This window comes from Roseateles paludis (assembly GCF_039872745.1).
GTDB classification, from domain to species: domain Bacteria; phylum Pseudomonadota; class Gammaproteobacteria; order Burkholderiales; family Burkholderiaceae_C; genus Pelomonas; species Pelomonas paludis.
In genome coordinates, this window is record NZ_JBDPZD010000002.1 from 169,591 (window position 1) to 191,841 (window position 22,251).

The following is a 22,251-nucleotide window of genomic DNA, read 5'->3' on the forward strand; positions in this document are numbered from 1 at the left end:
ACCTCGCCGCAAGCATGCGGCTCCGAGTAACGAGGCTAGCGACAGTCCTCAGGACTGTCGCAAGTCCCCGTCTGCCCCACCTCGCCGCAAGCATGCGGCTCCGAGTAACGAGGCTAGCGACAGTCCTCAGGACTGTCGCAAGTCCCCGTTACTCCCACTCAATCGTGGCCGGGGGCTTGGAGCTGACGTCGTAGGTCACGCGATTGATGCCGCGCACCTCGTTGATGATTCGGCTCGACACCTTCTTGAGCAGGCCGTAGGGCAGCTCGGCCCAGTCGGCGGTCATGAAGTCGCTGGTCTGCACGGCACGCAGGGCGACGACGTAGTCGTAGGTGCGGCCATCGCCCATCACGCCCACACTCTTGACGGGCAGGAAGACGGTGAAGGCCTGGCTGGTGAGGTCGTACCAGCTCTTGCCGGTGGCCTCGTCCTTCCAGCCGCGCAACTCGTCGATGAAGATGGCATCGGCGCGGCGCAGCAGGTCGGCATATTGCTTCTTCACTTCGCCCAGGATGCGCACGCCGAGGCCCGGGCCGGGGAAGGGATGGCGGTAGACCATCTCGGGCGGCAGGCCAAGGGCCACGCCCAGGGCACGCACTTCGTCCTTGAACAGCTCGCGCAGCGGCTCCAGCAGCTTGAGGCCGAGCTGCTCAGGCAGGCCACCGACGTTGTGGTGGCTCTTGATGGTGGTGGCCTTCTTGGTCTTGGTGCCACCGCTCTCAACCACGTCGGGGTAGATGGTGCCTTGGGCCAGAAAGGTGGCGCCCTTGTGCCCACCCGTGCCGGCCTTCAACTTCGCGGCCTCGGCCTTGAACACATCCACAAACAGGCGGCCAATGATCTTGCGCTTCTGCTCAGGGTCGGTCACGCCAGCCAGTTCGCCCAGGAACATCTCGCTCGCATCGACGCGGATCACGCGCGCATGCAGCTTGCCCTCGAACATGTCCATGACCATGTCGCCCTCGTTGAGGCGCAGCAGGCCGTGATCGACGAAGACACAGGTCAGCTGGTCACCAATGGCGCGGTGAATGAGGGCTGCGGCCACCGACGAATCGACACCGCCGGAGAGGCCGAGGATGACCTCTTCGTCGCCCACCTGCTCGCGGATGCGGGCGACGGCTTCCTCGATGTAGTCGCCCATGATCCAGTCGCCCTTGCAGCCGGCTATTTCTCGAACGAAGCGCGTCAGCATCGCCTGGCCCCGCAGGGTGTGCGTGACCTCGGGGTGGAACTGGACGGCGTAGTAGCCCTTGTCCTCGTTGGCCATGCCGGCGATGGGGCAGCTGGGCGTGCTGGCCAGCAGCTTGAAGCCGGGGGGCAGCGCGGTGACCTTGTCGCCGTGGCTCATCCAAACCTTGAGCATGCCGTGGCCCTCGAGGGTCGAGAAGTCCTCGATGCCTTTGAGCAGCGCGGTATGGCCATGGGCGCGCACCTCGGCGTAGCCAAACTCGCGGTGGTCGCTCCACTCGACCTTGCCGCCCAGCTGCACGGCCATGGTCTGCATGCCGTAGCAGATGCCCAGCACCGGCACGCCGGCATCCCACACGGCCTGGGGGGCGCGCAGCTCGTGGTCCTCGTAGGTGGAGGCGTGGCTGCCGCTCAGGATGATGGCCTTGGGCTCGAAGCTGCGGATGAAGTCGTCGGAGACGTCGTTGGGGTGGATCTCGCAGTAGACGGCCGCCTCGCGCACGCGGCGCGCGATGAGCTGGGTGACCTGGGAGCCGAAATCGAGGATGAGGACTTTGTCGTGCTTCATGCGGAAGGGGCCACAGCTGGCGCGGGATGGCTGCGGAAGAAGCGCAGCGTGATGAGGGTCGCCACGCCCATCAGCGCAGCCGACACGAAGAAAGGCAGCCCGATCCAGATCGAGCCGACCGGCAAATGCGAGACCCAGCGCAGCAGCTCCAGGCTGGCCACCGGCGCTAGCACTGCCATCAGGCTGTTGAGCGAGGACACCGCGCCCATGGTGCTGCCCTGGTGCTTGGCGTCCGCTGCGTTGGAAATGATGCTTTGCATCGAGGCCTGCGCGACACCGCCCAGCAGGTTGAAGCAGATGATCACGTAGAGCACCCAGCCCTCGGTGGCCAGGCCATAGCCCATGAAGGCCAAGCCGCCCGACACCAGGCCGACCAGGGCCAGCTGGCGCGGCTGGAAGCGCTTGAGCAGGGGCTTGAGCAGCACGCCCTGGCTCAGCACCGACACGATGCCCACCAGGAACAGCGACCAACCCACCTGCCCCGGGCCCCAGCCGAACTTGAACTTGGTGTACAGCACCCAGCTGTTGTGCAGCATGAACTGGGCGAGCGAGCTCAGGCCCAGCACCCAGACCAAGGCACCCACGCCCTTGAGCCCGGCCAGGCCCTTGAGCGCCGACCAGGGGCTGAGACGATGCCGCTCGATCGGGCGGCGCCGCTCCTTGGGCAGCGACTCAGGCAGCACGAAGAAGCCGTAGAACCAGTTCAGCACCGCCAGCGAGCCAGCGAGGAAGAAGGGGTAGCGCACATTGATGTCGCCCAGCACGCCGCCGATCACCGGGCCCAGCATGAAGCCGAGGCCGAACATCGCGCCCAGCATGCCGAAGCGCTTGGCGCGGTCCTCGGGGGTGGAGATGTCGGCCACATAGGCATTGGCGATGGCGATATTGGCCTGCATGGCGCCCGAAAAGAGGCGCACAGCCACCAGCATCCACAGCGCCGAGGCCAGCGCCGTGACGAAGAAGCTCACCGCCAGACCGGCAAAACCCATCAGCAGCACGGGCCGCCGGCCATAGCGGTCCGACAGCGCGCCAAGGATGGGCGAGCCGAAGAAATTGGCCACGCCAAAGGCCAGGGTCACCGCCAGGAAGCCCAGCGTCTGCTCGTCATTGCTGCCGGTGAACAGGCCGACGATGTGCGGCAGCACGGGCACCATGACGCCGATCGAGATCATGTCGATCAGCACCGTGACCATGATGAAGCCCATGCCAGCGGCGCGGCCTGGGGACGGGGTCGACACGGTCGAATCGCTCATCGCAAAAAGCAAAGCGGGGCGATGGTGTCGCCCCGCTCCGCGTGCTCCTGGTTATTCGCTCCGGTAGTTCGGAGACTCCTTGGTGATCTGCACATCGTGCACATGGCTTTCGCGCATGCCGGCCGAGGTGATCTCGACGAACTCGGCCTTGGACTGCATCTCGGCAATCGTGGCGCAACCGCAGTAGTGCATGGAGGCCTTCAAACCGCCCGCCATCTGGAAGATGACCTGCACCACCGAGCCCTTGTAGGGCACCTGGCCCTCGATGCCCTCGGGCACCAGCTTGGAGGTGTTGGGGTTGTTGCCGCCTTCCTGGAAGTAGCGGTCGGCGCTGCCCTTGGCCATGGCGCCCAAGGACCCCATGCCGCGATAGCTCTTGAACGTGCGGCCCTGGTAGAGGATGACCTCACCCGGCGCCTCTTCGGTGCCGGCAAAGGCGCCGCCCATCATCACGCAGTCGGCGCCGGCCGCGATGGCCTTGGCCAGGTCGCCCGAGAAGCGCACGCCGCCGTCGGCGATCACCGGCACGCCGGTGCCCTTGAGGGCGGTCACGACGTTGTCGATGGCGGTGATCTGGGGCACGCCCACACCGGCCACGATGCGTGTCGTGCAGATGGAGCCCGGGCCGATGCCCACCTTGACGCCGTCGGCACCGGCTTCGACCAGCGCCAGCGCCGCCGCGCCGGTGGCAATGTTGCCGCCGATGACGTCCACGTGCGGGTGGCGGGACTTGACCCAGCGCACGCGCTCCAGCACACCGGCGCTGTGGCCGTGGGCCGTGTCCACGATGATGGCGTCCACGCCGGCCTTGACCAGCAGGTCGACGCGCTCCTCGGTGTCCTCGCCAAAGGCCACCGCCGCGCCCACCCGCAGCCCGCCGTGCGAATCACGCGCGGCATTGGGGAAGCTGGTCTGCTTGGTGATGTCCTTCACCGTCATCAGGCCGCGCAGCTCGAAGGCGTCGTTGACGACGACCACGCGCTCCAGCTTGTGGCGGTGCATCAGGGCCTTGGCTTCGTCGAGCGAGGCGCCCTCCTGGACGGTGATGAGCCGCGCAGCCGGGGTCATGATCTCGGTGACCGGAGCGTCCATGCGCGTCTCGAAGCGCAGGTCGCGCCCGGTGACGATGCCGACCACCTTTCGCCCCTCGACCACCGGGAAGCCCGAGAAGCCGTGCAGACGGGACAGCTCGACGACCTCGCGCACCGTGGTCTGCGGCGTGATGGTCAGCGGCTCGCGCACCACGCCGGATTCATACCGCTTGACGCGCGCCACCTCACGCGCCTGGGCGGCGGCTGGCAGGTTCTTGTGGATGATGCCGATGCCACCCTCTTGCGCGATGGCGATGGCCAGGCGCGCTTCGGTGACCGTGTCCATCGCGGCGGACACCAGGGGCAGGTTCAGGGCGATATTGCGCGACAGTCGGGTCGCAAGGCTGGTGTCGCGGGGCAACACCTGGGAGTAAGCCGGCACCAACAACACATCGTCGAAGGTGAGCGCTTTGCCTAGAAGGCGCATAGGAGCTCCAGACGCAAAGCGGCATTATAGAGAGCCCCCTTCGCTGCCCTGCCCCTGGCTACACTCAAGCCCATGCGTCACGCCCCCTTTCTGCTCCTGCTCGCCCTGCTCGCCGCATTGCCGGCCCAGGCCCAATGGAAGTGGCGCGATGCCAATGGCGTCACCCAATACAGCGATCTACCGCCACCGCAAGGCACCCCGGAAAAGGACATCCTGCAGCGCCCGGCGAATGCCAAGCGCGGCCCGGTCACGCTGCTGCCAGTGGGGGCAGCCGCATCGGCCGCTGCTGCGGCTGCATCGGCCGCCGCCCCCAAGCCCGCAGCCTCGCGCCCTGACGCCGCCGAGCAAAAGCGCCAGGAGGAAGAGCGCCAGGCTCGCTTGAAGGACGAACAGGAAAAGCAGCGCATGGCCGAGCAGCGCCGCGAGAACTGCAGCCGCGCCCAGGAGAACCTGCGCAGCCTGCAAAGCGGCACACGCATCACCAAGGTGAACGAGCAAGGCCAGCGCGTCTTCCTGGACGAGACCCAACTGGCCGGCGAGACCGCTCGCGCCCGCCAGTTGGTCGCCAGCGAGTGCCGCTGAGGCTCAGCGCGGCCCGTTGCCGGGCTTGAGCTTGTTGGCGAACTTGGGCCGGTGGCGCGACACGATGGGCCCGCCGCGCTTGGCATAGCGCAGGCGCCGCGCTTCCTTGGGGTCCACGGTCAAAGGTCGATAGACCTCGATCCGATCACGGTCCCGGAGCGGTGTGTCGAGCGGACGCTGGCGCCCCCAGACCCCCACCTGAAGTGCCTCCAGGGGCTGCGCCATGTCGGCCAGCAGGTCGGGGCAGGTCTGCAGCGCCTGTGCGAGCGTGCTGCCCTCAGCCAGATCCAGCCAGCGCTGCTGGTAGCGGCCAGCCGCTGGGCTCCACACCAGTTCAACGCGCACCGTGCAAGCCCTCGGCGCGCTGCACAAAGCAATCGACAAAGGTGTTGGCGATGCGGTCGAACACCGGACTGATGACCGCCTCCAGCGCCCCGTGCGCGAAGGCGTACTGCAGTTCGAACTCCACCTTGCAGGCCCGCGCCTCGCCGTCTGCGCCCGGCTCACCCAGCGGCAGGAATTGCCAGACACCGTCGAGCTGGGAGAAGGGGCCGTCCACCAGCGCCATGCGCACCTCGCGCCCGGCGTCATGGGTGTTGCGCGTGGTGAAAGCCTGCTTCACTCCCGCGTAGGCCAGGTGCAACTTGGCCGTCATGGCCTGCGGCTCTTGGTCCAGCACCTCGACGCGCGAGCACCAGGGCAGGAACTCAGGGTAGCGCTCCACATCAGTCACCAGGTCGAACATCAGACGCGGCGGATGCCAGAGCAGGACGGACTTTTTCACCTGCTTCATAGAATCCAAAGATTGTAGGGAGGGCCATCGCCCCCACTTGAGACTCCATGTCCATCGCCGAGAACCGCCGCGCCCGCTATGACTATCACATCGAAGAGCAGTTCGAGGCCGGCATCGTGCTGGCCGGCTGGGAGGTGAAGGCCATCCGCGCCGGCCAGGTGCAGTTGCCCGAGGGCTATGTGCACATCCGCGACGGCGAGCTCTACATGATCGGCTGCCGCATCAACCCGCTGCGCAGCGCGTCCACCCACGTCCACCCCGAGGCCGACCGCACGAAGAAGCTCTTGATGCACAAGGCTGAGATCCGTCGCCTGACGGGTAAGGTCGAGCAGCGCGGCTACACCCTTGTGCCGCTGAACCTGCACTACAAGGACGGCCGCGTGAAGGTGCAAGTGGCCCTGGCCAAGGGCAAGGGCGAGCACGACAAGCGCGACACGATCAAAGAGCGTGAGTGGGAAAGAGAAAAGGGCCGACTGATGAGACACAAAGTCTCATCAGGTCCGAAGGACTGAGGCTGCACAGACGACCCGGCAGGGTCGGCTCGGCTGCCGAAGGCTGGCCCGCGATACCAGCGGGACGGCATGAGCGCCGCAGCCATCAGCCGCGTAGCTTTTGAATCCCAGCCTCCAAGTCAGCGATCAGGTCCTCTGTCGCTTCGAGCCCGATGCACAGCCGCACCAGCACGCCCTCGTAGGGCTGAGGCAGCTTGCGCAGGCCGTTCACCCGGTAGGGCACGGCCAGACTGACCGGGCCGCCCCAGCTCCAACCGATGCGGAAGCGCTTCAGGCCGTCCACAAAGGCATCGACCTTGCCAGATGGGATGGCCGGGTCCATCTCCAGCGTCACCAGGCCGGCGGCTGCCGTGCAAAGCTTGGCCCAATGCTCATGCCCTGGCGAGCCAGCCACGGCCGGATGCAGAACGCGGCGCACCTCCGGCCGGGCTTGCGCCCAGGCGGCAATGCGGCGGCAGGACGCGTCTTGTGCCGCATAGCGCAGCGGCAGGGTCGGCAGCGAGCGAAGCACGCTCTCCACATCGTTCATGCCCACGCCCAGGCCGAGGCGGCTGTGCGTCCAAGCCAGCTTTTCGTAGAGCGCGTCGTCGCGGCAGGCGATGGAGCCCATCAGCACATCGCCACCACCCGACGGGTATTTGGTCAGCGCGTGGATGGTGAGATCGAGGCCCAACTCAAAAGGCGCGAAGGCAAGGCCCGCACCCCAGGTGTTGTCGAGCGCGATCACCGCCTGCGGCGCAGCCTCGCGGATGGTGGCGATCAGGGCCGGCAGATCGGGGAACTCCAGCGTGACCGAGCCCGGCGCTTCCAGCCACACCAGCTTCACATCGGGCTGCAACTGCGCGCGCAGTGAGGCTGCATCGAGCGGGTCGTAGAGGCGGTGCGACACCCCCCAGCCCGCCATCTCATGCTGCGCGAAATCGCGGCTCGGGTAGTAGACGTTGTCGGGCAGCAGCACCGCATCGCCGGCCTTGAGCAGGGCCATGTTCACCACAGTCAGCGCCGAGAGGCCGCTGGGCGCCAGGATCACATGCTTTGCGCCCTCCAGCGTGGCCAGGCGTGCTTCCAGCGTGAAGGTGGTGGGGGTGCCGTGCAGGCCGTAGGTGTAGCCGCTTTTGTCCACCCAGCGGCGCGCACGCAGGTCGGCCACCGAGTTGAAGAACACCGTCGAGGCCTTGTGCACGCCCACCACCGGCGAGGCAAAGCCCTCGGGCGCCTCGTAGGGGTGGTGGATGAGCTCGGTGGCCTTGCGGTCGGTACTCATGCTCAGAGCGGTTCGCCGATCAGATCATGGCCTTCAGCCGCCACGATGCGGGCGCGGGCGAACTGGCCGACGCGCAGCTGCGTCGAGGCCTTGGCGGGCGCCAGCAGGCGCACGGTGCCGTCGATCTCTGGCGCATCTGCATACGAGCGACCCACCCCACCCTTGCGGCCCAGGGCCGGGGCGGAATCGACCAGCACCTGCAGGGTCTGGCCGACACGGGCTTGCAGCTTGGCAGCCGACACCTCTTCGGCCACGGCCATGAAGCGCGCGCGGCGCTCCTCGCGCACCTCGTCGGGCAGCGCGCCCGGCAGCTCATTGGCCGGCGCGCCCTCGATGGGCGAGTAGGCAAAGCAGCCGGCGCGGTCGATGCGCGCCTCGCGCATGAAGTCGAGCAAATACTGGAACTCAGCCTCGGTCTCGCCGGGGAAGCCTGCGATGAAGGTCGAGCGGATCACGAGCTCCGGGCACACCTTGCGCCAGGCCTCGATGCGCTCCAGATTGCGCTCACCGCTGGCCGGGCGCTTCATGCGCTTGAGCACATCGGGGTGGGCGTGCTGGAAGGGTACGTCCAGGTAGGGCAAGACCAGGCCCTCGGCCATCATCGGCAGGATCTCGTCCACATGTGGGTAGGGGTAGACGTAGTGCAGGCGCACCCAGGCGCCATGCGGCTTGGCGATCTGGCCGAGTTGCTCGACCAGGTCGAAGAGCTTGGTCCGGACCGGGCGACCGTCCCAGAAGCCGGTGCGGTACTTGATGTCCACGCCGTAGGCCGAGGTGTCCTGGCTGATGACCAGCAACTCCTTGACGCCCGACTCAAACAGCGCCGCCGCCTCCTTGAGCACATCGCCAATCGGCCGCGAGACCAGGTCGCCGCGCATGCTGGGGATGATGCAGAAGGCGCAGCGGTGGTTGCAGCCCTCGGAGATCTTGAGATAGGCGTAGTGCTTGGGCGTGAGCTTGATGCCCGTGGCCGGCACCAGGTCCACAAAGGGGTCGTGCGGCTTGGGCACATGGGTGTGGACGGCGTCCATCACCTCCTGGGTGGCATGCGGCCCGGTCACGGCCAGCACCCGGGGGTGGATGGACTTGACCAGGTTGTCGCCGCCATCGCCCATCTTGGCGCCGAGGCAGCCTGTGACGATCACCTTGCCGTTCTCGGCCAGGGCCTCGCCGATGGTGTCGAGGCTTTCCTTGACGGCATCGTCGATGAAGCCGCAGGTGTTGACGATGACGAGGTCAGCCCCGGCAAAGGTCTTGCTCGTGGCATAGCCCTCAGCCGAGAGCTGGGTCAGGATGAGTTCGCTGTCGGTCAGCGCCTTGGGGCAGCCCAGGCTGACGAAGCCGATCTTGGGTGCGGCAGCTGGGGTGGCGGTCGTGTCGTTCATCGCCGCATTTTCGGCGATGCCGCGGGTCACCCCACTTCTTGCTTACTTCTTCCCAAAGGGGAAGATCTTGAACTGCTCCTGCCACTGGTTCATCAGGGCCTTGGACTGCTCGGTCATGCCGCTCATCAGGCCGCTCCAGGCGTCGGGCGTGAAGGGCACACCGCCTTGCTGACCAAAGCGCTGCTGCATGTCGGCAATGGCCTGCATCTGCTTCTCCAGCAAGCCGCCCATGGCGCCTTGCATGGCATGGCCATAGAAGCGAATGATCTGGGCGAGCGAGGTGGTCGAGAACAGCGGCACGCCGCCGGTTTCCTCTTCCAGGATGATTTGCAGCAGGATGGAGCGGGTCAGGTCTTCCTGGGTCTTGGCGTCCAGGACTTCGAACTCAACGCCCTCGAGCACCATGCGCTTGACGTCTGCCAGCGTGATGTAGGCGCTGGTCTGGGTGTCGTAGAGGCGGCGGTTGGGGTACTTCTTGAGCACCCGGATGCCGGGTTTGGCGGCTTTGCTGCTGCCATCGCTACCGCCCTCGGCCGTGTCGCTTGTCGCCCGCGCCTTGCCACGACGGGTGGTGGTCATGCAGTTCTCCTGTGCCTGTTGCGGCTTGATTCTAGGCAGGCGCTCCGCTGGCCACCCGAACGGGTTAACCAGAGCGCAGCGCGGCAACCACGCCACAAAGAAAAACCCCCGGGTCTTGCGAACCGGGGGTTTTGGGCACTTCAGTCACTACGGAATTTGGTAGGCGCGATTGGACTCGAACCAACGACCCCCACCATGTCAAGGTGGTGCTCTAACCAGCTGAGCTACGCGCCTGAAGAGTCGATGACTATAGCATGGAAATTCGGGCTCACGGCGTCACTTGCGGCGTGCGGCGCGGACCCCGGCGATCTGAGCGACCTGGCGCAGCACCGCCGCCAGGCGCACGGCGTCGGAGATTTCGAGCGTGAAGCTCATCCAGGCCGTGTCACCCGACGCGCGACGGCTGGCGTCGGGCTTGAGTGACTGGGTGTTGACGGCGATGACGTTCATCTTCTCCTTGGCGAAGACCTCGAGCACCTCGCGCAGCAAGCCGGGTCGGTCGGCGGCCTCGACCAGCACGTCCACCGGGTAGAGCGCGGCGCCCTTGGCCGAGCGATCGGCGGGCGCGTCGGCCCAGGCGACGGCGATCACGCGCTCGGGGGCGCGGCTTTTCATCTCGCGCAGGTTGCTGCAGTCCGCGCGGTGGATGGCCACGCCCCGGCCCCGCGTCACGTAGCCGGCAATGGCATCGGGCGGCGCGGGGCGGCAGCAGCGCGAGAGCGTGGTCATCAGCGAGTCGATGCCCACCACCAGCACACCCCCTCGGGCGGCGGTGCTGGCTGAACGGGTGTGGCGCTGGGCCAGCAGCTCGTCTTCGTCAGGCGTGGGTTCGGGCGGACGCAGCAGCAGCTCGATGTTGCGCAGCGAGTACTCGTCCTTGCCGACCACTTCAAAGAGCGCGTCGGCCCCCTTGAAGCCGAGCCGAGCCGCGAGTTCGTCGTGCTTGACGGCCGTCTTGCCCTCGCGCTGGAGTAGGCGCTCCACGAGGTCACGGCCCTTGGCGATGGTGGCGGCCTGCTGCAGCGCGTTGAACCAGGCGCGCACCTTGGCCCTGGAGCGCTGGCTGTTGAGAAACCCGAGCTCGGGGTTGAGCCAGTCGAGCGAGGGGCCGCCCTCCTTGGCCGCCAGGATCTCGACGGTCTGCGCGCTTTGCAGCGGCGTGTTGAGCGGCACCATCTGGCCGTCCACGCGCGCCCCCCGGCAACGGTGGCCCAGGTCGGTGTGCACGGCGTAGGCAAAGTCGATGGGCGTGGCGCCGGGGCTGAGCTCGACGATGGTGGCCTGGGGCGTGAAGACGTAGAGCCGGTCGTCAAAACCCGGCCCCGCCTCGGCAGCCGAGAAGTCGCGCTCCCAAGCCAGCAACTGGTTGAGCACCGCCTTGCGCGCCTGAGCCACCTGCTCTTCAAACTCCCCAGCCGCGACCACGCCCGCGTAGCCGCGCGCACCCGCCTCCTTGTAGGCCCAGTGCGCGGCCACGCCATGCTCGGCGTGCTCGTGCATGGCGCGGGTGCGGATCTGCACTTCCATCGCCTTGCCGGCGGCATCGCGCACCACGGTGTGCAGCGACTGGTAGCCATTGGGCTTGGGGCGCGCGATGTAGTCGTCAAACTCGCCCGGGACCGGGGTGTAGACCTCATGCAACCGGGACAACGCGGCGTAGCAGTCGGCCACGTCGTGCGCGATCACGCGCAGCGCGCTCTGGTCGAACACACGGGCCAGTTCCAGGCCCTTGCCCAGCATCTTCTTGTGGATGCTGAACAGGTGCTTAGGGCGGCCCTGCACTTCAACCTCCAGGCCCTGCGCCCGCAGGTCGTCCTGCACGGCCTTGCGCGCCGCCTCGATGCGCTGCTCGCGGCCCAGCCGGGTCTCGTCGAGGGCCTTGGCCAGTTGCTTGTAGGTCTCGGGCTCCAGGAAGCGGAAGGCCAGGTCTTCCAGCTCCCACTTGATTTGCCAGATACCCAGCCGGTTGGCCAGCGGTGCGTAGACGGCCTGGGCCTCGCGGGCCAGCCAGTCGGGGCAATGCGTGCGGCTCTCGGCATACCAGCGCAGGGTCTGCAGGCGCGAGGCCAGGCGCAGCAGCACCACGCGCAGGTCCTTGGAGAAGGCCAGCAGCATCTTGCGCACGCGTTCGGTCTGCAGCGCTTGCTGCTGCTCTTCCACCTTGGCACCGCGCACGGCACGCTGGATCTGGACGAGGCGCCGCGTGTGGGTGACCAGGCTGGCATGGCTGTCGCCAAAGGCCTTGGCCACGGTCTCCTCGGGCTTGGTGAGGAAGTCCGCCGCATAGACCAGGAAGGCCGCCGCCTGCAGCGTGGGCGCCGCGCCGATGCTGGCCAGGATCTCGGCCACGGCGCAGGCGTGCTCCAGCGCGTTCTCGCCGGTGTCGAGCAGCTGAGGGGCCAGCAGGGGTTCCGCAAAGGCGCGCGCGCGGCCCAGTTCGTCAGCCCGATCGAGAGCGTCGGGCGCGTCAAACAGCGCCACGATGGGCGAGGTGCCCGTGCGGTCTGAGGCTTTGCCCGTCTTCATGCGCTGTCAAGAAAGGCCCGCACGGCAGCGATCTGCTCGGGCTGGACCAAGGTGGGCGCATGGCCCACGCCGGCAAACTCGACCAGGCTGGCCTTGGGGCCGCGCTGCGTCATCTCAGCTGCCACCTCGACGGGCAGCACGTCGGACTCCGCGCCGCGCAGCACCAGGGCCGGGCAGCGCAGGCCGTCCCAAATCTGCCAAAGCAGAGCCTGGCTGGCCGCAGCCTGCTCGGCCGTGGTGCCCGCCACGGGGACGGCAATCGCCGGGTCGTAGTGCAAGTGCCAGCGTCCGTCGCGCTCCACCAGCATCGGGCGGCTGAGCGCCTCCCATTGCGCGGGCGTGTGCGGGCCAAAGCCGGCCGAGATGGCCAACAAATAGGCCACGCCCTGCTCGTAGCGCTCAAAGCTCGGCGCCTTGCCCAGGTAGGCCTGGATGCGCGCTATCCACTCCAGCTTCACCGAGGGCCCGACATCGTTCAAGATCAGGCGCCGGATCGGATTGGGCCGCGCGCCCACCACAGGCTGCGCCGCCAGCGCCAGGCCGATCAGGCCGCCCATCGAGGTGCCGAGCCAGTCCACTTGGTCCACACCCAATCGGGCGATCAAGGCGACCATGTCGGGCACATAGGCCGGCGGTGTGTAGCCCTGCGGGTTGGGGAGCCAGTCAGACTGGCCGCGCCCCACCACGTCGGGGCAGACCACGCGGTAGCCGTCCTGCAGCGCGCGGGCCAGGGTGTCGAAGTCTCGGCCTTGGCGCGCCAGGCCATGCACGCACAGCAGCACCGGCGCGTCGGGCGACGGGCCGGCCCAGTCCCAATAGACCATGCGGTGCAGACCCGTCGGGCTGATGCACTGCACAAAGTTCAGCTGCGGTTCAGTCATCGCTTCTATCCTTCGGGTTCATCGTAGCAAGGGGTAGACCATGGCTTTGGCAGGCAAGACCGCTCTCGTGACGGGCTCCACCAGTGGTATCGGACTCGGCATCGCGCTGGCGCTGGCGCGTCAGGGTGCGCGCCTGATCCTGAACGGTTTCGGCGACACCGAAGGACCGGTGGCCCAGGTTAAGGCGGCGGGTTCGCCGCAGGTCGGCTTCCATGGCGCGGACATGAGCAATCCGGCCGCGATCGCCGCACTGATGGCCTATGCGGACGCGGAGTTTGGCGGCGTGGACGTGCTGGTCAACAACGCCGGCATCCAGCACGTGGCGCCGGTGCAGGACTTCCCGCCCGAGCGCTGGGACGCCGTCATCGCCATCAACCTCTCCAGCGCCTTCCACACCACGCGCCTGGCCTTGCCGGGCATGCTGGCCAAGGGCTGGGGCCGCATCATCAACCTGGCATCGGTGCACGGCCTGGTGGCCTCGGCCAACAAGTCGGCCTATGTGGCGGCCAAGCATGGTCTGGTGGGTCTGACCAAGGCGGTGGCCTTGGAGACAGCCACCTCGCCGGTCACCGTCAACGCCATCTGCCCGGGCTGGGTGCTGACGCCGCTGGTGCAAAAACAGGTGGATGCCCGCGCCGCCGCCGAGGGCGTGGACAACGCCGAAGCCACGCGCCGCCTGCTGGGCGAGAAGCAGCCGTCGCTGGCCTTCACCACGCCCGAGCAACTGGGCGAGCTGACCGTCTTCCTGTGCTCGGACGCGGCCAGCAATGTGCGTGGCCAGGCTTGGTCGCTGGATGGTGGCTGGACGGCGCAGTAGCCCTAACGGTTCAGCACGATCGAGCCGTTCACGCTGATCGTGACGCGCGCCTTGCCGGCCTCGGTCGGCAAGGCCTCGTCAGCCATTGACGCCCCGACCGCCTTCATCGCCACCATGCGCGGCATGGCCACCACGCCACCCTCGTTGCCCGACACATTGACCTCGCCCAGCTGGTAGCCGCTGTAGCCAAAGGCCTTGGCCACGTCGCTGGCCCGGGCCTTGAAGCGCGCGATGGCCTGGGTGGTGATGTCGCCCTCGGCCTTCTCACGCGCCTCGCGTGAGAGGCTCCAGCCCGCGCCCGCCACGCTCAGCGTGTTGATGCGGCCGCTGAGCTGGGCGATGGCCACGCCGTCGCGCCCCTCGACGACCAACTCTGCCCGGCCCACCCAGCCGCTGATGCCGCCCTTGCTGTTGTAGCGCGGGTTCACCGAGAAGCCGCCGGTCTGCACCTCGACCTGGCCCGGCTTGGCCACGCGGCGGGCCTCGGCCAGGGCGACGTCGAGGGCCTGCTTGAGTTGCGTCTGCACCGCAGCCGCATCGCTGCCGTCCTTGGTGGTGGCGAAGTTCAGGCTCAGCCAGTCGGCCGGGAGCTCGGCGGTGGCGCTGGCCGCGAGGCTGACGCGGTCGCGCGGCGGGCCTTCTGGCGCCGCCAGGGCAGGCACGGCCAGCAGGGCCAGGGTGAGCGGGATGAGGCGCATGAGGGGACTCCAGCAATGAGAGAACCAGCTTAGCGCCCGGCGCCCGATAGCGGCCGACGTGACCAGCTGCTTTGGGAAGCAACGGTGTGTAACGCCCTGTCCGGCAAGCGATTTCACTTTCACAATGCGGCTGTTACAAATTCGCCGAGGCCCCCGTGAACGCCCCCACGCCCCGCCCCAACCGCATCCTGATCGTCGATGACGACGCCCGCATCCGCGACCTGCTGCGCCGCTACCTGACGCAGGAAGGCTTCGAAGTCCTGCTGGCCGAAGACAGCCGCGCGCTGAACAAGCAGCTGACCCGCGAGACCGTGGACCTGATCGTGCTGGACCTGATGCTGCCCGGCGAAGACGGCCTGACCATCTGCCGCCGCCTGCGCGCCGCCAACGACCAGACGCCCATCATCATGCTGACGGCCAAGGTCGAGGAAGTGGACCGCATCGTCGGCCTCGAAGTGGGCGCCGACGACTATCTCGCCAAGCCCTTCAACCCGCGCGAACTGCTGGCCCGCATCAACGCCGTGCTGCGCCGCCGCCCGCCGCCCGAGGCCCCCGGCGCCCCGAGCAAGGAGCCGATGACCGTCAGCTTCGGGCCCTTCGTCTTTGACCTGGCCCTGCGCCGCCTGACCAAGAACGGCGAGCAACTGCCGCTGACCACGGGCGAGTTCTCGATGCTCAAGACCCTGGTGCGCCATCCGCGCCAGCCGCTGTCGCGCGACAAGCTGGCCCAGCTGGCACGCGGCCGCGAGTTCGAGCCCTTCGACCGCAGCCTCGATGTCCAGATCTCGCGCCTGCGCAAGATGCTGGAGGAAGACCCGGCCCAGCCGCGCTACATCCAGACCGTGTGGGGTGTCGGCTACGTGTTCGTCCCTGATGAAGCTGCATGAGCCCCTCGCCCGGTCTTGCCCCGCTGCACGCGGGCAAGACCGGGCGGTCCCCCGCGGGGACGCAGCGGCAAGCGGCGTCTAGCCGCTTGCCGCTCCTGACGGGCCGGCTTGGGGCGGCCCGGCGCTCGGCCCAGACACAATCGAATTGAACCGTGCCCCGCCCTCACCTCGCGCTCAATCTCTTCTGGCGCACCTTTGCCCTGCTGGCCGTGCTGCTGGCGGGCACGGTGTTGGCCTGGCAACAGACCTTCAAGGCGCTGGAGGAGGAGCCGCGCGCGCTGGAAGCTGCGCAGCAGCTGGCCGGCCTGGTCAACCTCGGTCAGGTGGCGCTGGAGCGCAGTGACCCGATCAACCGCGTCGCGGTGATCAAGTCCCTCGCGCGCAACGACACCGTCCAGGTGCGGGTGGCCACCCCGGCTGACCGCTGGCTGAACTACGAGGTCAGCGCCTTTGGCAAGCAGTTGGGGTCCGAGCTGCGCGCGCGGCTGGGGCCGGCCACGGTGCTGGCGCGCAGCGTGAACGACACGCCCGGCCTGTGGGTACGCTTTGTGGTGGGCGACGACGCCTTCTGGCTGCAGACCTCGCCGGCGGCGCTGTCCACCTCCATCTCGTCCAACTGGTGGTGGGCGCTGTTTGCCTTGGTGGCCACGGTGCTGGGCTCGGTGCTGATCGCGCGGCTCATCAACCAGCCGCTGCGCGAGCTCTCGGTAGCGGCCAGCCGCATCCGCGAGGGCGAGTACGACTCACGCCTCGACGAGAACACGCTGACCAGCGAGATCCGCGAAGTGAACATGGGCTTCAACCGCATGGCCCGCGAGCTGGCCAAGCTGGAGGAAGACCGCGCCGTGATGCTGGCCGGCATCTCGCACGACCTGCGCACCCCGCTGGCCCGCCTGCGGCTGGAGACCGAGATGAGCGTGGCCGACGAACAAGCCCGCCAGTTCATGGCGCAGGACATCGACCAGCTCGACGCCATCATCAGCAAGTTCATGGACTACGCGCGGCCCAACGAGGCCCTGCTGCGCGCCGTGCCGCTGGCTGAGGTGGTGGAGCGCGAGGCCCAGGGCTTCCGGGACGCCGAGCAGATCGGCTTCAAGCTGCGCGTGTCACCGGCCTTGAGCGTCTACGTCGATGAGACCGAACTCGGCCGCGTGCTGCTCAACCTGTTCGAGAACGCGCGCCGCTATGGCCATGCGCCGGGCCTGCCGGCCCGGGTCGAGGTCAGCGCCTCAAGGCATGGCGACTGGGTGCATCTGGAGGTGCGCGACCACGGCCCCGGCGTGCCCCCGGACCGCCTGGCGCGCCTGACCACGCCCTTCTACCGCGGCGATGCCGCCCGCACCGCCGCCAGCGGCGCCGGCCTGGGCCTGGCCATCGTGGAGAAGTCCATCCAGCGCATGGGCGGCCAGCTCAGCATCCACAACGCCGAAGGCGGCGGGCTGCTGACCGTCGTGCGGCTGCGCGCGGCCTGAACGTCTGGGGGTCAGCGCTCCAGCAGCGCTGACACGCGCGCTCGGCCCTCGGCGTCGTTGTCCACCACCTCCAGCGGATGGCCGTGGGCCGACATGATGGCCTGCCAGCGCGGCAGCATCATGGCCCGGCCTTCAACGTCGGCCGGCACGCACCAGAGGCTGACCGTCCCGGCTGGCAGCGCCTGACGGGCACCGGCCATCACCTTGTCGTAGTAGGCCAGCGCGTCCGGCGTCGCCATCAAGCTGTGCGTCCAGCGGGTGTAGACCACCACGGCCTGCTCGCCGGCCCAGGCACCAAGGTGGGCCAGCCACATGCGGTTGAACGCCTGCATGAATTCCACGTTGAACGGCCCACAGGCCTCGCACTCCAGCACGCGGCCCACCTGGCGGACCGACATCTGCCCATGCGGCTGAAACGGGCCCTGCGCATGGTCAGCAACGCGGGCCACACCGGGCTCAGCGCGCCGCGGCATCCGCGCCTCCCGCCAGCAGGCACACGGCACGCGCCTCGATGGCCCGCCCCTCGCCCACCGGGCCCATCTTCTCGGCCGTCTTGGCCTTGACGTTGACCTGCGCCGGGCTCACCCCCAGCACCTCGGCCAGCCGTGCCCGCATCGCGTCGATGTGCGGCGCCATCTTGGGCGCCTGCGCCACGATGGTGGTGTCGAGATTGACCAACTGCCAGCCGGCGGCTTGCACGCGTTCGTAGGCGGTGTGCAGCAGGCGCATCGAATCCGCGCCTTTGAACTCGGCCGCCGTGTCAGGGAAGTGGCGGCCGATGTCGCCCAGGCCCGCTGCGCCGAGCAAGGCGTCGGTGATCGCGTGGGCCAGGGCGTCGGCATCGGAATGGCCCAGCAAGCCATGGGTGTGCGGGATGGTGACCCCGCCGAGGATGAGGGGCCGGTCGGCGACGAGTTGATGGGTGTCCCAGCCCTCACCGATGCGCAGCCCGAGGTGGTGTGCGGTCATGGCGGGATTGTGCGTTGCCTGCCAGTCCGCACATGCGCGGCAGAATCCGCCGCCATGCGATTTGCCCTGCTTGCCCTTGCTTTGTTCTGCGGTGCGGTCAGCGCCCAGGAGCGCCCGCGCATCGGCCTCGTGCTTTCGGGCGGCGGGGCGCGGGGCATTGCGCACATTGGCGTGCTGCAGGTGCTGGAGGAGCAGCAGATCCCCGTGGACATCGTGGTGGGCACCAGCATGGGCGCGGTGGTGGGCGGCGCCTATGTGGCCGGCCGTTCGCCCAAGGAGCTGGCGGCCCTGGTGCGGCAGGCCGACTGGACCGCCATCCTGGCCGACCGCCCGGCCCGCGAGCGCCTGGCCTTCCGCCGCCGCGAGGACGACCAGCTCGTGCCCTCGCGCATCGAGTTCGGGCTGCTGCTGAGCACCGGCGTCACCCTGCCCAGCGGCGCGGCCGGCAACAGCCAGCTTGAAGCCACGCTCAACACCCTGCTACCCGCCGAGCACGCCGAGACGCCGCTGCAGGCACTGCCCGTGCCCTTCCGCGCGGTGGCCACCGACCTGCTCTCGGGCGACATGGTCACGCAGGACCAGACGCCGCTCTTCCAGGCGCTGCGCGCGTCGATGGCGGTGCCGGGCGTGTTCACGCCGCTGCGCGTCAACGGCCGGCCGCTGGTGGATGGCGGCCTGGTGCGCAACCTGCCCGTTGACGTGGCCCGGCAGTTGGGGGCCGAGATCATCATCGCGGTCAATGTGGGCACCCCGCTGCTGGAAGAGCGCGAGCTGACCAGTGCGGTGGCCGTGGCCAATCAGATGGTCAACATCCTGACCGAGCAGAACGTGCAGCGCTCGCTCAAGCAGTTGTTGCCCGATGACATGGTCATCGACCCCAATCTGGGCGATATCAGCTTCATGGACTTTGCGCGCGCCGAAGAAGCGCTGGCGATTGGCCGGCGCGCGGCCGAAGCCGCCGTGCAGCGCCTGCGTGCGCTCAGCAACCCGGCGGCCTATGCCCAGCTGCAAGCGCGCCGCCAGGTGCCGCCCGACCCCACGGCCCTGGCCCTGCCGCTGGCGGCGCTGCAGTTCACCGGCGCCGCGCGCACCCAGCCCGACACCCTGCGCCCGCAGCTGCCGCTGCAACTGGGCCAGGCCGCCACGCAGGCCGACATCGACCGCAGCCTGCAGGTGCTGCACGGCACCGAGGACTACGAACGCATCGAGGTGCAGACCGAAGACCGCGAGGGCCGTCGCCACGTCGAGTTCAAGCTCAGCGAGGCGGCCTGGGCCTCCAGCCGGGTGCGCTTCGGGCTGGAGATGTATTCCAACTTCTCCGAGTCCAACCACTTCTCGCTGGTCGGCATGCACGTGGCCAACTGGCTCAACAGCTGGGGCGCCGAGCTGCGCAGCGTGGCGCGCATTGGCTCCAGGCGCGGGCTGTCCAGCGAGTTCTACCAGCCGCTGGGCGTGGGCTCGCCCTGGTTTGGCAGCGCCCAGATCGGCTACGAGGCCGGCTCGGACGACGTCTTCAACCAAGGCCAGCGTGCGCTGCGCCAGGCCTCCAGCTTGAGCAATGCGCAGCTGGCCCTGGGCCACCGGCTGGGCAGCTTTGGCGATGTGCGCATCGGCGTGGGCGGGCTGCGGGCCAGTGCCGAGGTGCTGATCCCCGCGCCGGTCGATGGCGCGCGGGCCTCGCGCCGCTACGGCCAGCGCTTCATCGAGCTGCACACCGACACGCTGGACTCGCTCGCCTTCCCCAGCCAGGGCCACTGGCTGACGGCACGCGTCGAGTGGCTGCAGCCGAGTGGGCAAGCCCAGGCGGTGAACGCGACGGTGATCGCGCTCAAGGCCTTCCAATGGGGCGAGTGGGCGGGCCAGCTGTATGGCGAACGGGCCCATGCCGAATCGGGCACCGCGCGCTCGCTCGGTGGCTACCTGCGCCTGTCTGGCACGCCGGACCGCTCGCTGGTGGCCGAGAACGTGACCCTGGCGCGGCTGGTGATGGCACGGCGGCTCGGGCACATGCCGGTGGCCCTGGGCGGTGCGGTGCGGGTGGGCTTCTCGCTGGAGATGGGCGGCGTGAGCGGCGGCCCGCTGCTGGCGCCGCTGGTGGACACGCGCTGGCACCAGGCGGTCAGCGGCTTCTTGTCGGTGGACACGCGCTTCGGGCCCTTCCACCTGGCGCTGGGCGCCACGCGGCAAGGCGGCTCGGCCGTCTACCTGCTGCTCGGGCCCACCTGGTAGGGCGCAGCCAGCAGCCGCTCGGCCAGCGCAAAGTCCTCCGGCCAAGTCACCTTGAAGTTCTCGGCCGAGGCGCGCACCAGCAAGGGCGCATGGCCCATCGCCTCCACGGCGCTGGCCTCGTCGGTCACTGCCCTGGCTTGCTGGAGCGCCTGCTGCAGCAAGCCCAGGCGGAACATCTGCGGCGTCTGCGCGGCCCATTTGTCGCTGCGGTCCAGCGTGGTGGCCACGCGGCCGTCGCGGGACTGCTTCAGCGTGTCGGCCACGGGCTGGGCCAACAGGCCGCCCACCGGGTCGCTCACGCAAGCCGCAATCAGCGCCTGCACCCAGGCCGGCCGCAGCAGGCAGCGCGCCGCGTCGTGGACCAGCACCCAGTCTTCAAGCGCGGCGCCACGCCGCTGCAGCTCGGCCAGACCGGCCGCCACGCTGGCTGCGCGGCTGTCGCCCCCACAGCGCGCCACCCAGCCGGCAAAACCAGGAACGCAGGACTCGAAAAGATCGTCCGTGGGCGACAGCACCACCAGGGTCGCCATCAACTCGGGCACGGCAGCCAACGCGGCGAGCGTGTGGGCGATCATCGGACGCCCCGCCAGCGGCACGTATTGCTTGGGGCGGTCAGCGCCTGACCGGGCGCCCACACCGGCTGCGGGAACGAGTGCAAAGCACCGTGCCGTCGTCATCAAATCCTCCTGGCCATTCGGCGCGCGAGCATAGCGCCGACAATCCGGGCCCCATGCAGATCTCGGCCCTGCGCCAGCAACTCCGCGCCCTCGGCGCCAAGCCCGCCCATGAAGCGCGGGTGCTGCGCCATTGGGCGCGCGCGCTGCCGCTGGACCAAGGCAAGCCGCCGCTGGCCGGCTGGCTGCCCGCACCGCTGTTGGCCGCCCTGCCCGAGTTGCTGGCGCAATGGAACAGCCAGGTGCAACTGCGCGGCGAACACCCGGCCGACGACGGCGCCGCACGCCTGCTGCTGGGCCTGCAAGATGGCCAGACCGTGGAGAGCGTGCTGCTGCCGCGCGAGGGCGTGTGCGTGTCCAGCCAGGTGGGCTGCGCGGTGGGATGCGCGTTTTGCATGACCGGCACCGAAGGCCTGATCCGCCAGGTCACCAGTGGCGAGATGGTGGCCCAGGTGGTGCTGGCGCGGCAGCTGCGGCCGGTGCGCAAGGTGGTCTTCATGGGCATGGGCGAGCCTTCGCACAACCTGGCCAATGTGCTGGAGGCCATCGAGTTTCTTGGGACCGAAGGGGGCCTCGCGCACAAGCAACTGGTGTTCTCGACGGTGGGGGACGAGCGCGCCTTCGAGGCGCTGCACGCGGCGCCGGTCAAGCCCGCGCTGGCGCTGTCCCTGCACACCACGCGCCCTGAGCTGCGTGAGCAGTTGCTGCCCCGCGCGCCACGCCTCACGCCGCAGCAACTGGTCGAGCTGGCCGATGCCTATGCCCGCGCCACCGGCTACCCCATCCAGTACCAATGGACCCTGCTGCGCGGCGTGAACGACAGCGCCGAGGAGATGGACGCCGTGGTCCGCCTGTTGGCCGGGCGCTATGGCCTGCTCAACCTCATCCTCTACAACGAGGTGGACGGCCTGCCCTTTGACCGCCCCGACCCCGCCGCCGCTCAGGCGCTGGCGCGCGCGCTCACGCAGCGCGGCGTGCTGACCAAGCTGCGCGACTCCGCCGGGCAGGACGTCGAAGGCGGCTGCGGCCAACTGCGCGCCCGTGAGGCCGTCGGGCGCCCAGGCGCCAAACGCACCCCCACGGCGCAGCCCATCAGCTTCCAGCCGCGCCCCTGAGGCTGGCCCTCGTCGCGTCACATAAATTTCATATTACGGTTCAACGATTCACAATAAGACAACAACATCAAGGGTTATCCCTTGTGTGACTGGTGTAAACCCGTATACTGCAGCCATCGACAACGCAGAAAGGGAACACACCATGGAACTGTTTATCACCACCATCGCGCTAACCGCCCTGGCCTTGGTTGGCCAACTCTCCGACGCCTTGCAAGGCAAGGACAGCGTGGAAGGCAGCCAGGACTGACCCGAATTGCGCAGGCGGCCCGCTGATGGAGCGCGCGGCCTGAATTGCCGAGACGGCGCAGCGCCGCGCCGCCGGTGGCAAGCCCAATGACAAA

At 68.5% G+C, this 22,251-nt stretch carries 21 protein-coding genes and 1 tRNA gene; 7 read left to right on the plus strand and 15 right to left on the minus strand.

Annotated elements, in window-relative coordinates; genetic code table 11:
- Positions 1-148: 148 nt before the first annotated feature.
- From guaA to guaB, 3 genes are all read right to left on the minus strand, one after another.
- Entirely contained in the window at positions 149-1,756 is a 1,608-nt protein-coding gene (gene guaA, locus ABDJ85_RS06620) for a glutamine-hydrolyzing GMP synthase (RefSeq protein ID WP_347703981.1), read from the minus strand.
- Complete coding sequence (locus ABDJ85_RS06625; RefSeq protein WP_347703982.1) at positions 1,753-2,994, minus strand: MFS transporter; 1,242 nt, start codon at positions 2,992-2,994, stop codon at positions 1,753-1,755. Before ABDJ85_RS06625 ends, guaA begins: the two co-directional genes overlap by 4 nt.
- A gap of 66 nt (positions 2,995-3,060) precedes the next feature.
- The gene (gene guaB, locus ABDJ85_RS06630; protein ID WP_347703983.1) at positions 3,061-4,527 is read right to left on the minus strand and encodes an IMP dehydrogenase; all 1,467 of its coding nucleotides are present in this window, start codon (positions 4,525-4,527) and stop codon (positions 3,061-3,063) included.
- Positions 4,528-4,599: 72 nt separating this feature from the next.
- Here guaB and ABDJ85_RS06635 point away from each other — a divergent pair, with 72 nt between their 5' ends.
- The gene (locus tag ABDJ85_RS06635; RefSeq protein ID WP_347703984.1) at positions 4,600-5,109 is read left to right on the plus strand and encodes a DUF4124 domain-containing protein; all 510 of its coding nucleotides are present in this window, start codon (positions 4,600-4,602) and stop codon (positions 5,107-5,109) included.
- Between the two features lie 3 nt (positions 5,110-5,112).
- Here ABDJ85_RS06635 and ABDJ85_RS06640 read toward each other — a convergent pair whose 3' ends face one another.
- Positions 5,113-5,454, minus strand: a complete 342-nt coding sequence (locus ABDJ85_RS06640) for an RnfH family protein (RefSeq protein WP_347703985.1) — start codon at positions 5,452-5,454, stop codon at positions 5,113-5,115.
- A complete protein-coding gene (locus ABDJ85_RS06645) occupies positions 5,444-5,902 on the minus strand; it encodes a type II toxin-antitoxin system RatA family toxin (protein WP_347703986.1) in 459 nt (152 codons plus the stop codon). The genes ABDJ85_RS06640 and ABDJ85_RS06645 overlap by 11 nt, the downstream gene beginning before the upstream one ends.
- A 47-nt stretch (positions 5,903-5,949) precedes the next feature.
- Between ABDJ85_RS06645 and smpB the strand changes: the two genes are divergently transcribed.
- Positions 5,950-6,414, plus strand: coding sequence for an SsrA-binding protein SmpB (smpB, locus tag ABDJ85_RS06650; RefSeq protein WP_347703987.1), 465 nt, complete (start codon positions 5,950-5,952; stop codon positions 6,412-6,414).
- An 85-nt stretch (positions 6,415-6,499) separates the two neighbouring features.
- On the opposite strand, the gene ABDJ85_RS06655 is transcribed toward smpB, so the two are convergent.
- The 6 genes from ABDJ85_RS06655 to ABDJ85_RS06680 form a co-directional block, all read right to left on the minus strand.
- Positions 6,500-7,678, minus strand: a complete 1,179-nt coding sequence (locus ABDJ85_RS06655) for a PLP-dependent transferase (protein ID WP_347703988.1) — start codon at positions 7,676-7,678, stop codon at positions 6,500-6,502.
- A gap of 2 nt (positions 7,679-7,680) precedes the next feature.
- Positions 7,681-9,063 carry a 30S ribosomal protein S12 methylthiotransferase RimO gene (rimO, locus tag ABDJ85_RS06660; RefSeq protein WP_347703989.1) on the minus strand — a complete coding sequence of 461 codons (1,383 nt, stop codon included), beginning with the start codon at positions 9,061-9,063 and terminating at the stop codon, positions 7,681-7,683.
- A 42-nt stretch (positions 9,064-9,105) separates the two neighbouring features.
- Complete coding sequence (gene phaR / locus ABDJ85_RS06665; protein ID WP_347703990.1) at positions 9,106-9,642, minus strand: polyhydroxyalkanoate synthesis repressor PhaR; 537 nt, start codon at positions 9,640-9,642, stop codon at positions 9,106-9,108.
- A 157-nt stretch (positions 9,643-9,799) separates the two neighbouring features.
- Positions 9,800-9,876 (minus strand) — tRNA-Val (locus ABDJ85_RS06670).
- A 42-nt stretch (positions 9,877-9,918) separates the two neighbouring features.
- On the minus strand, positions 9,919-12,168 hold the full coding sequence (locus ABDJ85_RS06675; RefSeq protein ID WP_347703991.1) for a RelA/SpoT family protein: 2,250 nt from the start codon (positions 12,166-12,168) through the stop codon (positions 9,919-9,921).
- Complete coding sequence (locus tag ABDJ85_RS06680) at positions 12,165-13,049, minus strand: alpha/beta fold hydrolase (RefSeq protein WP_347703992.1); 885 nt, start codon at positions 13,047-13,049, stop codon at positions 12,165-12,167. The genes ABDJ85_RS06675 and ABDJ85_RS06680 overlap by 4 nt, the downstream gene beginning before the upstream one ends.
- Positions 13,050-13,089: 40 nt before the next feature.
- On the opposite strand from ABDJ85_RS06680, the gene ABDJ85_RS06685 reads away from it, so the two are divergent.
- Positions 13,090-13,866: a 3-hydroxybutyrate dehydrogenase gene (locus ABDJ85_RS06685; protein WP_347703993.1), complete on the plus strand. Its 777-nt coding sequence runs from the start codon at positions 13,090-13,092 to the stop codon at positions 13,864-13,866.
- Between the two features lie 2 nt (positions 13,867-13,868).
- Here ABDJ85_RS06685 and ABDJ85_RS06690 read toward each other — a convergent pair whose 3' ends face one another.
- Positions 13,869-14,564: an SIMPL domain-containing protein gene (locus ABDJ85_RS06690; RefSeq protein ID WP_347703994.1), complete on the minus strand. Its 696-nt coding sequence runs from the start codon at positions 14,562-14,564 to the stop codon at positions 13,869-13,871.
- A gap of 155 nt (positions 14,565-14,719) precedes the next feature.
- Here ABDJ85_RS06690 and ompR point away from each other — a divergent pair, with 155 nt between their 5' ends.
- Both ompR and ABDJ85_RS06700 read left to right on the plus strand, forming a co-directional pair.
- On the plus strand, positions 14,720-15,451 hold the full coding sequence (ompR, locus tag ABDJ85_RS06695; RefSeq protein ID WP_347703995.1) for an osmolarity response regulator transcription factor OmpR: 732 nt from the start codon (positions 14,720-14,722) through the stop codon (positions 15,449-15,451).
- A gap of 152 nt (positions 15,452-15,603) precedes the next feature.
- Positions 15,604-16,923, plus strand: coding sequence for an ATP-binding protein (locus ABDJ85_RS06700; RefSeq protein WP_347703996.1), 1,320 nt, complete (start codon positions 15,604-15,606; stop codon positions 16,921-16,923).
- Positions 16,924-16,934: 11 nt separating this feature from the next.
- Here the strand turns inward: ABDJ85_RS06700 and ABDJ85_RS06705 are convergent, their stop codons facing one another.
- Both ABDJ85_RS06705 and ispF read right to left on the minus strand, forming a co-directional pair.
- Positions 16,935-17,396, minus strand: a complete 462-nt coding sequence (locus ABDJ85_RS06705) for a hypothetical protein (RefSeq protein ID WP_347703997.1) — start codon at positions 17,394-17,396, stop codon at positions 16,935-16,937.
- Positions 17,380-17,892, minus strand: coding sequence for a 2-C-methyl-D-erythritol 2,4-cyclodiphosphate synthase (ispF, locus tag ABDJ85_RS06710; RefSeq protein ID WP_347703998.1), 513 nt, complete (start codon positions 17,890-17,892; stop codon positions 17,380-17,382). The genes ABDJ85_RS06705 and ispF overlap by 17 nt, the downstream gene beginning before the upstream one ends.
- 54 nt (positions 17,893-17,946) lie before the next feature.
- Here ispF and ABDJ85_RS06715 point away from each other — a divergent pair, with 54 nt between their 5' ends.
- Entirely contained in the window at positions 17,947-20,121 is a 2,175-nt protein-coding gene (locus ABDJ85_RS06715) for a patatin-like phospholipase family protein (protein ID WP_347703999.1), read from the plus strand.
- Here the strand turns inward: ABDJ85_RS06715 and ispD are convergent.
- Positions 20,094-20,798: a 2-C-methyl-D-erythritol 4-phosphate cytidylyltransferase gene (gene ispD / locus ABDJ85_RS06720; RefSeq protein ID WP_347704000.1), complete on the minus strand. Its 705-nt coding sequence runs from the start codon at positions 20,796-20,798 to the stop codon at positions 20,094-20,096. The two genes, ABDJ85_RS06715 and ispD, sit on opposite strands and share 28 nt — an antisense overlap.
- Positions 20,799-20,851: 53 nt before the next feature.
- On the opposite strand from ispD, the gene ABDJ85_RS06725 reads away from it, so the two are divergent.
- Positions 20,852-21,910 carry an RNA methyltransferase gene (locus tag ABDJ85_RS06725; RefSeq protein WP_347704001.1) on the plus strand — a complete coding sequence of 353 codons (1,059 nt, stop codon included), beginning with the start codon at positions 20,852-20,854 and terminating at the stop codon, positions 21,908-21,910.
- The last annotated feature ends 341 nt before the right edge of the window (positions 21,911-22,251 follow it).

Coding starts and splice junctions, on each gene's coding strand:
- guaA (WP_347703981.1), bottom strand. CDS start 1,756: ATGAAGCACGACAAAGTCCTCATCCTCGATTTCGGCTCCCAGGTCACC.
- guaB (WP_347703983.1), bottom strand. CDS start 4,527: ATGCGCCTTCTAGGCAAAGCGCTCACCTTCGACGATGTGTTGTTGGTG.
- ABDJ85_RS06635 (WP_347703984.1), top strand. CDS start 4,600: ATGCGTCACGCCCCCTTTCTGCTCCTGCTCGCCCTGCTCGCCGCATTG.
- ABDJ85_RS06645 (WP_347703986.1), bottom strand. CDS start 5,902: ATGAAGCAGGTGAAAAAGTCCGTCCTGCTCTGGCATCCGCCGCGTCTG.
- smpB (WP_347703987.1), top strand. CDS start 5,950: ATGTCCATCGCCGAGAACCGCCGCGCCCGCTATGACTATCACATCGAA.
- ABDJ85_RS06655 (WP_347703988.1), bottom strand. CDS start 7,678: ATGAGTACCGACCGCAAGGCCACCGAGCTCATCCACCACCCCTACGAG.
- rimO (WP_347703989.1), bottom strand. CDS start 9,063: ATGAACGACACGACCGCCACCCCAGCTGCCGCACCCAAGATCGGCTTC.
- phaR (WP_347703990.1), bottom strand. CDS start 9,642: ATGACCACCACCCGTCGTGGCAAGGCGCGGGCGACAAGCGACACGGCC.
- ABDJ85_RS06675 (WP_347703991.1), bottom strand. CDS start 12,168: ATGAAGACGGGCAAAGCCTCAGACCGCACGGGCACCTCGCCCATCGTG.
- ABDJ85_RS06680 (WP_347703992.1), bottom strand. CDS start 13,049: ATGACTGAACCGCAGCTGAACTTTGTGCAGTGCATCAGCCCGACGGGT.
- ABDJ85_RS06685 (WP_347703993.1), top strand. CDS start 13,090: ATGGCTTTGGCAGGCAAGACCGCTCTCGTGACGGGCTCCACCAGTGGT.
- ABDJ85_RS06690 (WP_347703994.1), bottom strand. CDS start 14,564: ATGCGCCTCATCCCGCTCACCCTGGCCCTGCTGGCCGTGCCTGCCCTG.
- ABDJ85_RS06705 (WP_347703997.1), bottom strand. CDS start 17,396: ATGCCGCGGCGCGCTGAGCCCGGTGTGGCCCGCGTTGCTGACCATGCG.
- ispF (WP_347703998.1), bottom strand. CDS start 17,892: ATGACCGCACACCACCTCGGGCTGCGCATCGGTGAGGGCTGGGACACC.
- ABDJ85_RS06715 (WP_347703999.1), top strand. CDS start 17,947: ATGCGATTTGCCCTGCTTGCCCTTGCTTTGTTCTGCGGTGCGGTCAGC.
- ispD (WP_347704000.1), bottom strand. CDS start 20,798: ATGACGACGGCACGGTGCTTTGCACTCGTTCCCGCAGCCGGTGTGGGC.
- ABDJ85_RS06725 (WP_347704001.1), top strand. CDS start 20,852: ATGCAGATCTCGGCCCTGCGCCAGCAACTCCGCGCCCTCGGCGCCAAG.